Source organism: Lysinibacillus sp. fls2-241-R2A-57 (assembly GCF_030209535.1).
Classification (GTDB): domain Bacteria; phylum Bacillota; class Bacilli; order Bacillales_A; family Planococcaceae; genus Lysinibacillus.
Genome location: NZ_JARVRU010000044.1, coordinates 1 through 17883, shown reverse-complemented (window position 1 = coordinate 17883; position 17883 = coordinate 1). Strand labels below are relative to the sequence as shown.

The window sequence follows — 17883 nt, the reverse complement described above, 5'->3', positions numbered from 1 at the left end:
TTAAATCTAGCATATATTTATAGTTTTTATCTTAATAGAAAAATTCTTTAACAATAATTATTATAATGTACTAGCAATTCTAGTTTATATTTGTTATAGTAATTCATGAAGAGTTTGACTCACAATTTTTCTTCAGGAGGTAAACTAATATGACAAATGCAAATAATCGTAGCCGTCGTTTCACAACAGCAGGTGGTGCTCCAGTAGTAAGTAACCACGATTCAATGTCAGCAGGCCCTCGAGGCCCTTTATTACTTCAAGATGTATGGCTAGTTGAAAAATTAGCGAACTTCAACCGTGAAGTTATTCCTGAACGTCGTATGCACGCTAAAGGATCAGGTGCATTCGGTACTTTCACTGTAACGCATGATATTACTAAATATACAAAAGCAAAAATCTTCTCAGAGGTTGGGAAGAAAACTGAAATGTTTGCACGCTTCTCCACAGTAGCAGGTGAGCGTGGTGCAGCGGATGCTGAGCGCGATATTCGTGGCTTTGCACTTAAGTTCTATACTGAAGAAGGTAACTGGGATTTAGTTGGTAACAACACACCTGTATTCTTCTTCCGTGATCCATTACACTTTACAGATTTAAACCACGTGGTAAAACGTGACCCACGTACAAATATGAAAAACGCTAATTCAAACTGGGACTTCTGGACTTTATTACCAGAGGCACTTCACCAAGTAACAATTGTTATGTCTGACCGTGGTATTCCTTCTGGTTACCGCAATATGCATGGTTTCGGTTCTCACACTTATAGTTTTATTAACTCTGAAAACGAGCGCGTATGGGTTAAATTCCACTTCACTACAGAGCAAGGCATTAAAAACTTAACAGGTGCTGAAGCTAATGGATTAATCGGTAACGACCGTGAATCTTCACAACGTGATCTATATGAGTCAATTGAGAATGGCGACTTCCCTAAATGGAAAATGTCCATTCAAGTAATGACAGAGGAACAAGCTCGTGAGTTACCATATAATCCATTTGACTTAACAAAAGTATGGTATAAAAAAGACTTCCCATTAATTCCTGTAGGTGAATTCGAGTTAAACAAAAACCCGGACAACTACTTTGCGGAAGTTGAGCAATCAGCATTTGCACCGTCAAACATTATTCCTGGTATTAGCTTCTCACCAGACAAAATGTTACAAGCTCGTATCTTTGCATATGCAGATGCACACCGCTACCGCTTAGGTGTAAACCACCACTCGCTTCCTGTAAACGCACCGAAATGCCCATTCCGTTCATTCCACCGTGATGGTGCTATGCGTTTCGATGGCAACCTTGGTTCAACTTTGGGCTATGAACCAAATAGCTACGGCGAATGGGAGCATAACTTAGACTATAAAGAACCTGAATTACGTATTGACGGTCATGCTGGTATCCACGACTTCCGTGAAGACGATAACAACTACTTCGAGCAGCCAGGTAAACTATTCAATCTAATGACTGCTGAACAGCAACAACGCTTATTTGAAAACACTGCCAACGATATGGCACCAGTTGAAGAGTTCATCAAGCGTCGCCACATTCTTCATTGCTATTTAGCTGATCCAGCATATGGTGAGGGTGTAGCAAAAGCTATGGGTCTTTCATTAGAAGGTATGGATCTTACAAATCCATATGTAAAACAACCAACTAACGTTTAATTTTCTACTATTTATTGATATCCAAATCCAACTTTTTACTCCATGTGAAGGGCAACTTCACATGGGGTTTTTTTGTCTTAATGACAAAATGAGGGCTCATCATCATAACGTGGGGTTGATTTCCGTTCCGACTGGGCCTATGAATCAAAATAAGGCTTGTGCCTAAGTTGATAGACACAAGCCTTCTCTAATAATTATTGATAAATTTGACTGCCTGCCTTTTTAAATTCCTCTGCCTTTTCCTGCATACCTTTATGAATAGCTTCAGTAGTATTCATATCTCTATCCTTCGCATAATTACGAATATCCTGTGAGATTCTCATACTGCAAAACTTAGGTCCACACATTGAACAGAAGTGCGCAGTTTTCGCTCCTTCTGCAGGCAATGTTTCATCATGATATTCTACTGCACGCTCTGGATCTAACGATAGGTTGAATTGATCGCGCCAGCGGAATTCAAAGCGTGCTTTAGATAGTGCATCATCACGTTGCTGTGCTCCCGGATGCCCTTTCGCTAAATCAGCGGCGTGTGCAGCAATTTTATACGTAATAACCCCTACACGAACGTCCTCACGATTTGGTAAGCCGAGATGCTCTTTAGGTGTTACATAACATAGCATTGCCGTACCAAACCACCCTATCATCGCAGCACCAATAGCTGATGTAATATGGTCATAGCCAGGAGCAATATCTGTTGTCAGCGGCCCTAAAGTATAGAAAGGAGCCTCTTTACACAGCTCTAACTGCTTGTCCATATTTTCTTTAATAAGATGCATTGGTACATGCCCTGGCCCTTCTACCATCACCTGTACATCATGCTTCCAGGCAATTTGCGTTAATTCCCCTAGCGTTTCTAGCTCCGCAAACTGTGCCTCATCATTAGCATCTGCAATAGAACCAGGACGCAAACCGTCACCTAAAGAGAAGGCAACATCATAGGTTTTCATAATTTCGCAGATTTCTTCAAAATGTGTATATAAGAAGCTCTCTTGGTGGTGGAATAAACACCACTGCGCCATAATCGAGCCTCCACGGGACACTATGCCCGTTACACGATTAGCTGTTAATGGCACATAGCGTAGTAGTACCCCTGCATGAATCGTGAAGTAATCAACACCTTGTTCGGCCTGCTCAATCAACGTATCACGATACACTTCCCACGTTAAATCCTCTGCCACACCATTTACTTTTTCAAGCGCTTGATAGATTGGCACTGTCCCTACTGGCACTGCGGCATTACGAATAATCCATTCACGTGTCGTATGAATATGCTTTCCAGTCGATAAATCCATAATGTTATCAGCACCCCAGCGTGTAGCCCATGTCATTTTTTCTACCTCTTCCGCAATTGAGGATGACACCGCTGAGTTTCCAATATTGGCATTAATTTTCACGTGGAAGTTACGTCCAATAATCATTGGCTCGGCTTCAGGGTGATTAATATTAGAAGGCAAAATAGCACGACCTGCCGCAATTTCTGAGCGCACGAATTCAGGGTCTATATTTTCGCGAATCGCTACAAATTCCATTTCTGGAGTAATTATTCCCTTTCGCGCATAGTGAAGCTGTGTTACATTTCTACCTTTCTTAGCACGCAGAGGTTTTCTAGATAAATCAGGAAAAACATTTTCTTTAATACGTGGATCATCAGCATTACGGAAACCGTTATCCTCTGGCTTAATAGTACGACCTTCGTATTCCTCGACGTCCCCCCGTTCTTTGATCCATGCACTACGTAAAGCTGGCAATCCTTTCGTAATGTCTACTTTATATGCAGGATCAGTATACGGGCCACTCGTATCATAAACACGAACCGGCGCATTTTCCTCTTCACCAAAGCTTCCTGTCGTAGGACTTAAAGCAATTTCACGCATTGGTACTAAAATATCTGGTCGAGATCCTTCTACGTAAACTTTTTTACTTCCTTCAAAACTAGACATAATCGTAATATTCTTGTCGCTAACTGTTGTCATAAACTACTTCGCTCCCTTTTATATTTATATAAGGACCGAATCTAGCTCACCCCAACAAAAACAAAAGCCGAATCCAAAAAATTTTTGGATCCGGCTAAGAATGTAAAGGTATAGTTATCGCAAATAACATAGAGTGCAATAATGGTTAACTTTCCCACGCTGGTATGAGCCAGATCAGGTCCAAAGGGTCAAGAAACCTCAATGCGTTTCCCTCTCAGCCTGACTCATCAGACTCCCCTAGTTAGTACTTATTAAGTTTGATGCTAGTGTAGCAGATATTGCTAAGAGATGGAAGCTTCATTTGATAATTTTTGGCACACTCATCAAGTGTCATATGAAAGCTTTGAAGATTTATCGGAACGATTTCAGTTTTTACTCACTAGGTAAACAACAGCTCCGCTACATAAATCACAATCGTCACTGTAATACAGCTTACAATCGTTGAAAATAAAACTGTTTGTGCAGCAGTTGCCGATTCTACGTCATATTCTAATGCCAAACTAGAGCTATTTCGCGACGTTGGGAAAGAACTAGCTATAAAAAGAGATTGTGCCACGACACCATCTAAACCAAGTGTAAAAATGATAAGTAATGCTACGGCTGGCCCTATGATTAGTCGTGTAAAACAACTAATAAATACCGTCTTATTGAACATCGATTTGATTTCAAGCTGTGATAGCTGGGCCCCTAATGTTATTAACGCCACAGCGATAAAGCCATCTGCCACATGGTCTATCGGAATTTTTATAAACTGCGGGATAGCGATATCAAAAAAGTTCAGCGCTACACCAATAATAAGCGCATGAATAATAGGCATTTTGAGGAAATCCTTCACAATGGACATGCCCGATTTCGTTGAAGAAATTAAATTGTATAAGCCGTATGTATAGGTCGTCATATTTTGAAATATCACAAGAATGACCTGAATCGCTACTCCAATCGGTTGCGTCACGAAAATCATTTGCGCGACCGGAATACCATAGTTGCCTGAATTAATAAGGACAACACTATTTTTAAACACTGCCGCCTCTGTTTTTACTAAACCAAGTCCCTTTGCTATAAAGTGACTAAGCACCATTTGACTGCCGATAAAGAGTAAAATAAATAACGCAACTTGTCCAAGTACCGACAGCTCGATACTCGTTTCATATAAATTCACAAAAACAGCGGCTGGCATGAAGCAATATGTAATAAGCTGAGATAGCGCTTTTAAATTAAAGCGAAATTTCTTTTGTAAAACAGCACCAAGTACTAGAAGCACTAAAATAGGAGCTACAATTTGGAAGAAAATCATACCGAGATACATCATATCGATGTCCCCCTTTCCTCTCCTATAGTAGTGCTGTTTTTATGCTCGGTCAATGCACCTCAACGTTAACCTAGCAGAAATGTACAACACGTTTTTATTAGAAAATGCTGCAACAAGAAAGACTGCCTCATATATCAGGCAGTCTTTCATACAAATCATTATTTAACATTAAGCAAGCTTAAATCGATTAACGACCGCTTGTAGTTCCTTTGAAATCTCATTCATACTATTGATGGATTCTGCAACCTTTTGTAGTTCCGCTTGTTGATCAATAGCAGATGCACTTACCTGTTCTGCAGATGCAGCGGTTTCCTCAGAAATAGCAGAGATACTCTGAATCGCCATAATCGCTTGATTTTTATGCTCTAACATGTGAGAAAGCATAGACATTAACTCATTAATCGACGTTTCGATAGAACTAGAAAGCTCGCTATTGTCTTTAAACGCAATCTCCGTGCTTTGTACAGACTCATTTTGAGCTTGCATTAAGCCTGCGTTTGAAGCAATGACAGCAACTGTATGCTGAGAGTTTTCAAGAATACTACCTACTGTTCGCTTAATGATCTCTGTTTCCTTTTTGGATTGCTCTGCTAACTTTCGTACTTCCTCAGCGACAACTGCAAAACCTTTACCATGCTCACCAGCACGAGCCGCTTCAATACTTGCATTTAAGGCTAATAAATTCGTTTGCTCTGTAATGCCTTGAATTGACGCTATAATTTGATTGATATCAGAAATATTAGACGCCAATGACTCCATTTGCTGCTGAATACGTCCATTCATTGCATTCGTTTCTGAATTACGTTCACGTAAGCTCTCGACTTCTTTCATTCCTCTATCTGTAGTTGCTTTTGTTTTATTCGATAGCTCATCCATTTCATTCGAAAGCGTTGTAATAGCATCAATTTGATCAGACAAATCCATTATTTGATAATTTGTTTCTTCTGTATCCTCAGATTGCTTCGATGCTCCTTGCGCAATTTCATTAATGGCTACAGAGACCTCTTGACTTGAAGCAACGATTTCATTAAACGCTTCGTGAACATGATTGGATGCTTGATTTAGCGATGTCGTAGAATTCAGCACTGTTTGAATGGCACTATTCGTTTGATCCAACATATTATTATAAGCTAATGCAACCGCACCAATCTCATCAGGTTTAATATACTTCTCATCTACTTTTTGAGTTAAATCCCCATCTGCTGCCGTTTCAATAGAAGTCCGTAAAAACTTTAATGGCTTCAATAATTTATAGATAAACAGCGCACTAGCAACGGTCATTAAAACGACTATAATAATTGACGCTATGATTGTAAAAACAAGTACATGATTATACGTTTCTAATATTTTGGATTTTGGTAGCACTATTTGTACAGTCCATGTTTCATCAATTCCATCTAAAATCATCGGAGCAAAAACATTAAATGAATTTTCCTTAAGCTCTTTGGAATCCACATACATACTTTTGAGCTCGCCTTTTTCCATTGTTTGTCTAATGCTTGCCCAGTCCATATTATCTTGCATATTTTGTCCCTTTAAAGCCTCACCAAAGCTATTTGCAGTTAAAACTCCTTTATCAGTAATGATAGCTGCATAGCCACCTTCTGGCTTTACGGACTCTGTCAATTCTTTTAAATAATCAATAGCTAAATCAGCCGTCAATATGCCGAAAAATTCTCCTGAAGCATCGACTAATGGAACAGAAATCGTTGTCATCGGTACTGTCTGTCCATTTACATTATAGTCATAGGGCTCCGTTAGAACTGCCCGTCCTTGTTCTTTTGGTATCCAATACCATTCAGAAACACCCTTATCTTCGAGGCCTTCAAGAGAAGCAGTTGTTATTTTATCCCCATCTTTACTTAAATAAGGGACAAAGCGATTTTTCGAATCCACCAAAGTAGCATTAATGGTCGGATCTACCTTTGTAGAGTTCTGTTCAAAAACAGCACCCACACCAAGTAAATCTTCATTATTAGCTAAATTACTTTCCATCATATCTATTATGGTTTTAGCGGAAAGCTCGCCTTTTTTCTCCATGCCCTCAATTATTCGCTTCGTTGTTAGCAATGTCGTATTCGCTTTCTCAAAACGTTCACTCATCTTTGCTGCCGAATATTCAGCCGTTTCAAGTGTCGCACTTTCCGCATCATCAACACTTTGCGTCTTTATAATAAGACCTGTAATCGTTGTATATGTAATAAATAGCACTAAAAATAACCCTATAATTAGGGAAGATAACTTTAAAGCAATACTCCTAGATTTGCCCATCACAACACCCCTTTTATCAATTTCGCCTTGGCATAATTGTTGCTGTCGCTTCGCTTTCGCACAGAAAACATTTGTTGCTGACACTTCGCTTTCGCTACAGATAAACAATGCGTCCGAATTTTGAATTGTGCAGGCACAATTCATTCCTTTGAAAATCCGTGACATCCGCCGGAAGATAACATAATCATAATGGATGAAAGGTTGTACCACAACAATAGATTTAGCGAATAAAGTAGAATTTCGCAGATTTAAAGAGAAATCAAGGATTATATTTTTTAAAAATACATGATACAGAAAAAGGGCTTAATTGTTTTATAAGGTGTGTTGATTGACTATTTTTCTCGATCCTAATTAACACGCCTGTTGTTTTATTTAAATATGATCATCTGTGACGCTAAGCTAATTCCCAAGGAGTCGCCCAGTCGGAACGAAAATAACTTATCTACATGGCATACGGTTTAACAAACGTCTTCCCCACTTATGATAAGAAGTAAAAACTCATTCTTACATTCTAAATTAAAGAAATATATGATATATTATCCATTAAATACGATGATCGGAGTGACTAACATGAAAAATAAAGCGTTATCTACTTTTATGGCAACAGCTATTACAACAACCTTAGTGTTGCCAGTGTTACCCGCAAACGCAGCTTCGAGTGATTCACCTTTAAACCACTCTATTCAAATTGAAAAGCAGGTAGCTGCAGCCAAAACAAAGGGACAAACCGTTACCATTACCAATATCAATAAAGAGAAAGTAATTACATCCAATGGCCAATTTAAAATTAGTCAGTCGCTGAAGCCCCTCTTTAACACATCGAATAAAACTGCATTGATGAATGCCGAAGCGACAATAGTAGTGAAAAACGGTGAAATTACGAGCGTTACAGCACTAACATTAAATAAAGCTGGTACAAACAAAAAAGCAGTGTATTTTAATGGCGGTGATGCGCAGATAGAAGGAAACCTAACTGTAAATGCGGATTATGTTAAAGTGCAAAATGTCGATATTGACGGTGAACTTATCATAACGAATCGAGTAAAGAGTGCAATTACAATTGATGAAGTAGCCGTTGGCGAGACCATCACATTAAAGCCTCTGCTGACAAGAAAAATAAATTGGTTATATGTCTCTTTAGAAGATATTAAATCACCCAAAATGAATGTGGAGCGTTCTAAAGTAAATGTAACCGCTAACCAACCTATTTCTAAAGTCGATGTGGTAGGTAAAGTTGATTCATTTGAAGTGATGGCCAATGTTGATAAGCTTACAATCGATGTGGAGAAAGATTTTAAACTTTATGGAGAAGGTAAAATTGAACAAGTGGTTGTCAAGCAAGGGGCAAAAGTGGCATTGGATTCAGGTCACTTCATTAACAGAGTGCAGGTGGATGATAAAAAAGCCTCTGTGACCTTACCTGTCGCGAATAAAACTGAGCTAAGTAAATTAGTGGCTTCACCTCCGTACGTTGCAGTTTCTTATAACGGAAATGACATTTTAACGACTGACAAATGGACAACACAAGCTGAACGTTCAGTGTTCGAATCAGCAGTAGCTAGTGCAAGAACAGTAGCTAATAATCCTAACGCCTCACATGAGCAAGTGAGCAATGCGATTACACAATACAAAAACGCATTAGCAAATTACCAAGCCGTACAAAAAAATGGAACAAAATATACTTATGGTGATAAGTCTTCACTTCAATCGCTTATCAATTCCGTTCAGTATGTTACAGTTTCTTGGAACAATGGTAATGATGTAGCTTCATATGTTCCTTGGACGACTCAAAGTGAGAAGGATGCTTTAGTTTCTGCCGTTTCATCCGCTCAGTCTGTTGTCAATAATTACTATGCATCTCAGTCTGATATCACAAATTCTATTAGCAATTTAAACTACGCGATCAACACTTATAAGAATGCACAAAAATATGGTACTTCTTACCAAACTAACGGAGATAGATCTGCCCTTTTATCGCTTATTAACTCTGTTCAGTATGTTGCAGTTTCTTGGAATAATGGTAATGATGTAGCTTCATATACACCTTGGACGACTCAAAGTGAGAAGGATGCTTTAGTTTCTGCCGTTTCATCCGCTCAGTCTGTTGCCAATAATTCCTATGCATCTCAGTCTGATATTACAAATTCTATTAGCAATTTAAACTACGCGATCAACACTTATAAGAATGCACAAAAATATGGTACTTACCAAACTAATGCCGATAGATCTTCCCTTTTATCACTTATTAACTCTGTTCAATATGTAACCGTTTCTGTTAATGGATCTGAATTATCTTCTACTACAATTTGGACGACACAAAGTGAAAAAGACGCTCTAGTTTCTGCTGTTTCCTACGCTCAAAACGTTGCAAATAATGGCTACTCGTCTCAGTCAGAAATTTCGTCAGCATATAATTATTTATATAGTGCTATTTCAACGTATAGAAGTAATCATAAATCCGGTGTAAACTATCGGAATTATGTTGATAAATCTTGGCTAACGTCACTCATTAATTCTGTTCAGTATGTAAAGACTTCTGCTAACGGAGATGGAACTGACATACCCTATTATGAAAAGTGGACAACGGAAAGAGCAAAACGTGACCTAGAAAAAGCAGTGCAAAACGCTCAATATGTTGTCAATAACTCCTATGCATCTTCCTACGAAGTGACAGATGCTATTAACAGTTTAGACAAGGCAATCAGCATTTATAAGGAAGCCCAAAGTGACGGTAGTAAAAGGTAGAAAATAAAAACTGGCCAAAACCTAAAAAGCGCGAGAAATCAATTTAGAAACATTGATTTCTCGTGCTTTTTCGATGCTAAATTTAGTGTTTCATGGAGGTAGATGTCGATATTTTCCGAAAGTTGGGTGATAAATTTAAAAAGTTGGTTGATAAATCGATAAATTTGGTCGATAAATCGAAAAAGTTAGTTGATAAACAATCAAAAGTTCTCAAGGCAGTAAATCTCCGTAAATATACTGCCCTTAACAGAGAAATATGGTAAAGAAAATAGAATGACTTGGGCAAACATAGAAAAAGAGAAATCGAACAGCATCGATTCCTCTTTTTCGGCTCTTCACCAAAACGTGTGGTTGATTTCCGTTCCGACTGGGCGCTTTGTTGCTGACGCTTCGCTTTCGCACAGATAAAACATTTGCCGCTGACGCTACGCTTTCGCACAGAGCAAAGCTTCCTGGGGGCGTCCAGTCTCCACTACAATCAACTAAAATACAGTGCATATATTAAAAAAATGTCATCCACAACTTTTGGTGATGATCCTTTTTTCTTTAATATCAGCTAGTTTTTTCCAATCCTCATTCTTATCTAGAGCCAATCTTAGACAAAAACATCTATTTGAGCCTGTGTAGATTCTCTTTCCCAATTTTTATACCATCTCACAATTCCTTCACTAGGCTCTACCGCTAATTGCTCCTGCAACATTTTCTTTAACAGCCAATATTGTTCCCCCACAGCAGCGGCATTGTTCAGTAAATGATAGAGCTTCATCAAGGTGAAATAGCTATCTTCCTCATTAGGTGAAAATGATTGAACTTTTTCTTGCACCTTCACCGCAGCAAGATAGTTTTTATGTATACTATAAAACTCACTTAATTGCTGCGCATGATGTGACCACAAACGTCTTAGTCGCTCTCTTTCACTTTCCGACCATATATAATCACTATCGCCCAAAAAATCCCCTGTATAGGCTTGGAATACACGCTCATGGTCTTCTACTGTACTCTGTTGTAGCGGAGGTAAAGATTTTAATTGAGCCAGCCATTGTTCCACATCAATTACTACATCTTCCACCAATAATTTATAACCTGAGTTCAACAACGGACTGGAGATTTGCACACCGTCAAATCCATATTTTTTTAAAGTTTGTCGAATTGTATAAATAGCTGTATAAAGCTGCTTAGATGCCTTATCCATATCAGATTCTGGCCAAAACAACTCCAAAATGGTGTCTCGATAAATTATTTCATTACGGTGACTAAGCATATAAGCAAACAATTCTTTTGCTTTCGACGTACGCCACTTCATTAAGTGTGAATTACCATCTGGCGACACTACCTTCAGACCCCCTAACAGCTTAATCATTTTTTGTTTAGCTGTGATTGGCTGATTCTTTTCGAGCATGCGTTGAAGTCGTTCCAATGATTTATGTAAACGAAGCTTTTGTACAGGCTTTAAGAGATAATCTATAGCATGTAAATTGAAAGCATCTATAGCGTATTGGTCATAGCCTGTGGTAAAGACAATTTCCACGTTTGGCGATATTTCTTGAATTTTTTCACCTAGCTCAAGTCCATTCATACTAGGCATTACAATATCTAAAAATACAACATCAGGTTGTAAACTATGTATTTGAGCAATCGCTTCTAGAGAATCTGTATATTCTCCAACTATATCAATTTCCGAGATACCACTTTTTTCAAGTAAGGTTTTTAATCTCGTTAATGGTAGATGTTCATCATCAACTATCACAATTCTCATACCATCCACTCCTTAAACACTTGTCATACTATTTAATATCGTTCTAAATTTGATAGAAAAACGTTACCTTTGAAGGGTTTTTCAAGGAATCTGTCGAAAACTATCCTCTATGATAAAAAAGCAAATTCTCTCCAAAAATTTAAAGATTTTTCTAATAGCTAGTTTATTCTTTAGCTTGCTTCTATTACTTCGATTTACCTGGATGAATCTCATTGATGTCCCAGAAGGAGCAGTTGCAAAACAAGGTACTATCGATTTACGAGGTATTGAAACAAGCAAAGACTTTAAAAGAAAGCTACATGGCGAGTGGGAGTTTTATCCAAACACCCTACTCGTTTCAGATAATCCAAAACCATCTGAACAGAATGGTCATAAAATTTATTCCGCTTTACCAGAATCATGGGATAAATACTTTAACAACGAAACAAATATTCATTACGGTTCTTATCGCTTAACTATTTTGAAAGATGACACAAAGCCTCAACTGTATGGCATTACCATACCTGAAGGACTGTCACCATATGAGCTTTATGTTGATGGAAAGCTTATTGGTGGTCTAGGAGACATGACATCAGATAATGAAAAAACTGCCCCCTCCAGTAGGCCTATCACACATTATTTTACGCTAGATTCCAGTGAAAGCGAGATCATCATACAAGGTGTCCAAACAAATCGCTATGCACAGGGAGGTTTTACTAAGGAAATTATTTTTGGCGATTTACACTCTATGGAACGATCAAAGTTTTTTTCAATAGCAACGCAAATCGCAGTTTGCTTAGTCTTTATATTTTTCTTACTTTTTACTATTTTAATTTTTGCAATAGGAATTAGAAATAAATCACTTTTTTACTTCGCAATGAGTATAATTTCTGCTTGTATAACCGTATTGGTTTCAAGTAATAAATTGCTATATATTTACTTACCTATTAACTGGATTTGGGCAAGCAAAATATTTTATTTTTCTTATATCATGAACATATTATTTTTCACATTATTCCTTCGAGAATTAGTAAAGGAATATGCTAAACCTAAAATATTAAGCATTATTCCAATGCTATGTTCTATTTACTTAGTATTTATTGTAGTAGCTCCTATCGAGTATATTAATAAAACTAAAATTATTTTTACGTTACTTTTTATTATCTCACCTATAATTATAACCATTTTCTTCATCTTTATAGTAAATAAAGGACAAAAAGGGGGAATATTTTTATTATTAACAGCTACTGCAGTAGCCTCTAATTCGTTATTTTTTTCATTCAAACAAAATACACAGCTTCCCTATAGTCATTACCCATTCGATTTGCTAATAGGTATTACTGCTTTATCGGCATTTTGGTTTACGCAATATTTCCAAACAACGCTGCAAACTGAAAAGCTTACAGTAAAGCTGCAAAAAGAGATTAACACGAAGGATGATTTTCTTGCGAATACCTCTCATGAGCTTCGCAATCCACTGCACGGCATGATGAGTATTGCACAAACACTGTTAGTTAAGCAGGATCCTCAGCTCGCTGAAAAAAATAATGACGATTTAAAGCTTCTACTGACAATTGGTAATCATATGTCCTATATGCTAGACGATTTACTAGATTTAGTAAAACTAAAGGAAAAAACTATTCGTCTTCATCCAAAGCCGATTAATGTTTATAATTTAGCGAGCGGTGTAAGCAACATTTTTCTTTTTATGTTAAAAGGAAAACCTGTTGAACTAATGATCAACATACCAAAAGATCTGCCGCCTGTATTAGCAGACGAGACTCGGCTTATTCAAATTTTTACGAACTTATTTTATAATGCTATTAAATTTACAGAAAAAGGTTCTATTACATGTGATGCTGAAGTGGTTGGTAAAAAACTATATATTTCTATTACAGATACGGGGATTGGTATTGAAAAGGACATGCAAGAAAGTATATTTGAACCATATGAGCAAGTTGATTCGAGTATGACATCTATGGGTGGTGGACTTGGACTAGGCTTAAGTATATGCCAGGAGCTCGTTACCTTACATGGAGGCACAATATCGCTGTCATCTACGGTTGGCAAAGGCTCTACATTTACTTTCTCATTACCGATAGCTGAAGATTTGGCTGTCGATGAAACAGATTTAAGCGTTGAGAAAGACTCCTCTCTTTCAAAATATGTGTCATTACTAAGCAATCTTTCCAAATTTGAAGGTGAAATTGCTGCAGCTACCGAAAAAGGATCTCTTGTGACAAGTCATTCACGTGTTTTAATTGTTGATGATGACTCTGTAAACTTACAGGTGCTTACCAATGTGCTGTCTACAGAGCCTTATGAAATTGAAACTGCATTAAGTGGCGCTGAGGCTCTAGAAAAACTTGAGGAAGGTAGCTTTGATTTAGTTATTTCTGACATTATGATGCCACATATGTCAGGCTATGAGTTAGCGCAACGAATTCGCGAGCGATACTCTATTTCCGAACTGCCAATACTTTTCTTAACGGCTCGTCAGCAAAGAGAGGATATACAGCTTGCCTTTTTAAATGGTGCCAATGATTATGTTAAGAAGCCAATGGAATATGTAGAACTTAAATCTAGGGTCAATGCACTTGTTCGCGTCAAGCAAACAAGCGAAGAACGTCTACGGATTGAGGCAGCATGGCTACAAGCACAAATTCAGCCTCACTTTTTCTTTAATACACTCAACTCGATTATATCCCTACACGGAGTAGACGATGAGCAAATGGAAGAGTTACTGCTAGCCTTCAGTGATTATCTGCAGATGAGCTTTGATTTCCAAAATGCCGACTTAGTGGTGCCGATCAGCTACGAATTAAAGCTCGTTCGCTCCTATATAGCAATCGAGCAAATACGCTTCGGTAATAGAGTTCAAGTAATATGGGACATCCCAGAAAATATAGAGCTATCAGTCCCACCACTGTCAATTCAAACACTGGTCGAAAACGCCATCCAGCATGGCATTTTACCTTGCATACAAGGAGGAACCGTCACAATTCGCATCGCAGAAGCCGAGGAGCACTTTGCAATATCCATCTCCGATAATGGTGTTGGCTTCGATAACACTGGCCCTAAAAAGCAAACAAGCGTCGGACTCGTTAACACTGAACAACGCCTAAAGCAATTATTTGGTGTGGAATTAACAGTAGAAAGTGTAATTGGACAAGGCACGACCATCTCGTTCCCAATTCCTAAATAGGCGTCAGGCGATATCGGCTTTGTTCATCGAGGTTTGGTTGATCTATCCGTCAGTTCGAGGGGGGTATCCGTCGCTTTGAGGATTCTATCCGTCATTTCGAGGGATCTATCCGTCTCGATTGATAAAAGCGCGAGAAATCAACGTTCTCGCGCTTTTTAAGATTTTGACCAGTTTTGGCCCGACCTCTTTTTCTATGTTTGAACAAGTCATTCTATTTTCTTTACCCTATTTCTCTGTTAACGGCAGTGTATTTCCATATATTTATTGTCGTTGGTTTTCCACAGACAGTAAATAGAGTGAAACGGTAAATTAGCCTTCAAATTAATTGACCGTTTTTCAAATAGTCATCCTTCATTCGCATAAACATCGTGTCTGCTTGATACTTTTGTTTTCGTTCGCTTTAATGAGCTACAGTTTTGAGATTTATCGAGAACTTTTGATTGTTTATCGACCAACTTTATCGATTTATCAACCAACTTTCGAAAAATATCGACATCTACCTTCATGGAACACTATCTGACTGCACTGATAATTTGCGTCGCTTATGACATAAGCATATTTTCAAGTCAAAATTAAAAATTTTTACATCATAAAAGCGCGAGAAATCAACATTCTCGCGCTTTTTAAGGTTTTGGCCAGTTTTGTCCCAGCCACTTTTGCTATTTTTTATTTAGAAAGCTGCTCGTTCTTATCTTCGTCGATAAAGTACGAGTGTGATTTTGCCGCTTCCTCAATTTCTTTAAATGCCCAGTGTTTAGCTTTCACGTCTGAGAAGCTTGGTGTTGTCACACCATTTAGTGGACCGCGTTCAAACATACGGTTCATCATGACAACAGCTTGCGCACGTGTTAGGTGCTCGTTTGGTGCGAAACTTCCATCCTCACGACCGTTAATAATACCGGCAGTACGGTTCGCTTCGATAATCCATTGTGCCCAATGACCTTTTGTATCGTTGAAAGTAATCGCTACACCTTCATCTATCTGAAGCTGCTTATAGTTCGCAACTACTGTCGCCATTTGTGCACGTGTAATGTTCTCGCTTGCACGGAAATTACCATTCATATCGCCATTCATAATGCCTCGCTCTTTCACAAAGGCAATAGCCCCTGCAGCGTAATGATTACTTGGAATATCGTTGAACGGTGCGTAATCTATTGTTTGGTCATCTGTGTAGCCTAAGATACGCGCAATCATTGTCGCTACTTGCGCACGTGTTACATTTTCCTCAGGACCAAATGTACCATTCGGGAAGCCTTTAATATAAGCCTCATGCTTACTTACTGTTGGTTTCTCGAATTGAATAACCGTAAATGTGCTGAACTTGTCCACAGTGAAACGTAAACCAAGTTCACCCTTCGCCATTGTCACCACTTCTGGGAATACAACTTTTTTCTCGCCATCCGTATGTTCAATAAACACCGCAAGACGCTCTAAAAATGCTTTACGCTCTGCCGCCGCTGTTGGCACTTTCACACCTTTTAGTGGCAGTGTCACTTGTACAGGACGACTTGGCATATTCGTTTCAATTGTCATCGGACGTGCCACAACACGCACATCATTACTTTGTAGTGTCTCGCGCACTACTTTTTCAACTCTCGCTCGCTCTTCAATCACCTTGCGCTCGCTTTCCTTTTTCACTGGCACTAGGCGGAAGTAGAAGTTGTCATTTACTCCGTCCATAGAACTTACTGGGATTGCTATATGCGCATTATCCGTTGAAATTTCTAAAGATAAGCCATTTTCACGTAGCGTTTGAATCGATTGTTTTGGTACTTCAACCGTTACTTTATCCACTTCGTCATTGACATCTGGAATTACGATACGCGCAATGTTGTTGCCAATTTGTTTGGCTTTCTGTACGGCTTCTTTCGCATTCGCTTCTGTTAATGCCACAAAGTCAGTAATTTGACCGTTTGCGTGCTTCGTGCGCTCAATTTCAACCGGTGTTTTCTCCATCGGATTAACGCCGTCGACTTCTAAATCAACTTTGATTTTTGTTGTTGTGCTTGTTTCAGTCGGAGGTGTTGGTGGTGTCCATGTACTTCCTCCGCCACCGCCTGATCCAGATCCAGAACCTGATCCAGATGAAGTATCTTTAGCACGGTTAACTTTAATAATGTATGTTTTTGAACCTGTATCATCTGTCACTGTAATCATAACTGTATTTTCTCCAACTGCTAGTGGGAAGAAATCAGCCATGTTTATAGCTTTGCCGTTGGCTGTCATAGTCACCTTCGCACTTGGATTAAGTGGTAACGCTGTGAATGATAGTTGAGATGTTGGGTAATCAACGTTCATTGTGTAGTTTGTGACTTCTGATGAGAAACTAGGACTCAATGTACCTGTTGATGGTTTAAGTGAACCTAGGCCTGGTGTTTGGACAGGTACTTTCACTAGTGCGCTCTGTGCCGCTGTTAATTGTGCTAAGGCAGCATCTACTTCTGCTTGTGTTGCTTTAGGATTGTTTAATACCGCTTCTGCTTGTAATTTAACCGTTGCATAAGTAGTCCAACTTGTAGGTGTATACTGATTTGAATTTAATCCATTACCTTCTGCTACTTTGTTTCGAAGAGCCGTTTTATCCACTGTTGAAACTGGAACTAAATTCGATACTGCTTCATTTAACTCTGCAAATGCTTGTTTTACTTCTTCTTGCGTTGCTTTTTCATTATCTAGCACTGCTTGAGCTGCTGTTACTTTTTCTTGCATCGTTTTCCAGCTATCAGGTGTGTATTCCCCTTCATTTTTAGCTGTAGCTTCTGCTACTTTATCTCGAAGAGCTTTTTTATCTACTGTTGAAACTGGAACTAAATTCGATACTGCTTCTTTTAACTCTGCAAATGCTTGTTTTACTTCTGCTTGTGTTGCTTTTTCATTATCTAGCACCGCTTGGGCCGCTGTTATTTTTTCTTGCATTGCTTTCCAGCTATCAGGCGTGTATTCCCCTTCATTTTTAGCTGTAGCTTCTGCTACTTTATCTCGAAGAGCTT

General features: G+C 38.6%; 10 protein-coding genes and 1 riboswitch. Of the genes, 3 read left to right on the top strand and 7 right to left on the bottom strand.

From position 1 onward, the window contains the following. The first annotated feature begins 149 nt into the window (after positions 1-149). The gene (locus QRN68_RS09585; RefSeq protein ID WP_285396614.1) at positions 150-1655 is read left to right on the top strand and encodes a catalase; all 1506 of its coding nucleotides are present in this window, start codon (positions 150-152) and stop codon (positions 1653-1655) included. Positions 1656-1849: 194 nt separating this feature from the next. Here QRN68_RS09585 and thiC read toward each other — a convergent pair whose 3' ends face one another. The 3 genes from thiC to QRN68_RS09570 form a co-directional block, all read right to left on the bottom strand. Then, on the bottom strand, positions 1850-3628 hold the full coding sequence (thiC, locus tag QRN68_RS09580; RefSeq protein ID WP_285396612.1) for a phosphomethylpyrimidine synthase ThiC: 1779 nt from the start codon (positions 3626-3628) through the stop codon (positions 1850-1852). Positions 3629-3762: 134 nt separating this feature from the next. Then, positions 3763-3877, bottom strand: a riboswitch (TPP riboswitch). A 130-nt stretch (positions 3878-4007) separates the two neighbouring features. Next, on the bottom strand, positions 4008-4937 hold the full coding sequence (locus tag QRN68_RS09575) for an AEC family transporter (protein WP_285396611.1): 930 nt from the start codon (positions 4935-4937) through the stop codon (positions 4008-4010). Between the two features lie 168 nt (positions 4938-5105). Beyond that, on the bottom strand, positions 5106-7292 hold the full coding sequence (locus tag QRN68_RS09570) for a methyl-accepting chemotaxis protein (RefSeq protein ID WP_285396610.1): 2187 nt from the start codon (positions 7290-7292) through the stop codon (positions 5106-5108). A 486-nt stretch (positions 7293-7778) separates the two neighbouring features. Here QRN68_RS09570 and QRN68_RS09565 point away from each other — a divergent pair, with 486 nt between their 5' ends. Beyond that, positions 7779-9953, top strand: a complete 2175-nt coding sequence (locus QRN68_RS09565; protein WP_285396609.1) for an S-layer protein — start codon at positions 7779-7781, stop codon at positions 9951-9953. Between the two features lie 82 nt (positions 9954-10035). On the opposite strand, the gene QRN68_RS09560 is transcribed toward QRN68_RS09565, so the two are convergent. Both QRN68_RS09560 and QRN68_RS09555 read right to left on the bottom strand, forming a co-directional pair. Continuing rightward, a complete protein-coding gene (locus QRN68_RS09560; protein WP_285396607.1) occupies positions 10036-10392 on the bottom strand; it encodes a hypothetical protein in 357 nt (118 codons plus the stop codon). 156 nt (positions 10393-10548) lie between these two features. Continuing rightward, positions 10549-11709 (bottom strand): response regulator, encoded by a 1161-nt coding sequence (locus QRN68_RS09555; RefSeq protein WP_285396606.1) that lies wholly within the window; start codon positions 11707-11709, stop codon positions 10549-10551. A gap of 202 nt (positions 11710-11911) precedes the next feature. On the opposite strand from QRN68_RS09555, the gene QRN68_RS09550 reads away from it, so the two are divergent. Then, positions 11912-14893, top strand: coding sequence for a hybrid sensor histidine kinase/response regulator (locus QRN68_RS09550; RefSeq protein ID WP_285396605.1), 2982 nt, complete (start codon positions 11912-11914; stop codon positions 14891-14893). Between the two features lie 344 nt (positions 14894-15237). Here QRN68_RS09550 and QRN68_RS09545 read toward each other — a convergent pair whose 3' ends face one another. Further along, a complete protein-coding gene (locus QRN68_RS09545; protein ID WP_285396604.1) occupies positions 15238-15399 on the bottom strand; it encodes a hypothetical protein in 162 nt (53 codons plus the stop codon). A gap of 160 nt (positions 15400-15559) precedes the next feature. Further along, positions 15560-17883, bottom strand: a 2324-nt coding sequence (locus QRN68_RS09540) for an S-layer homology domain-containing protein (protein WP_285396603.1), incomplete at its 5' end; no start/stop codon positions are given.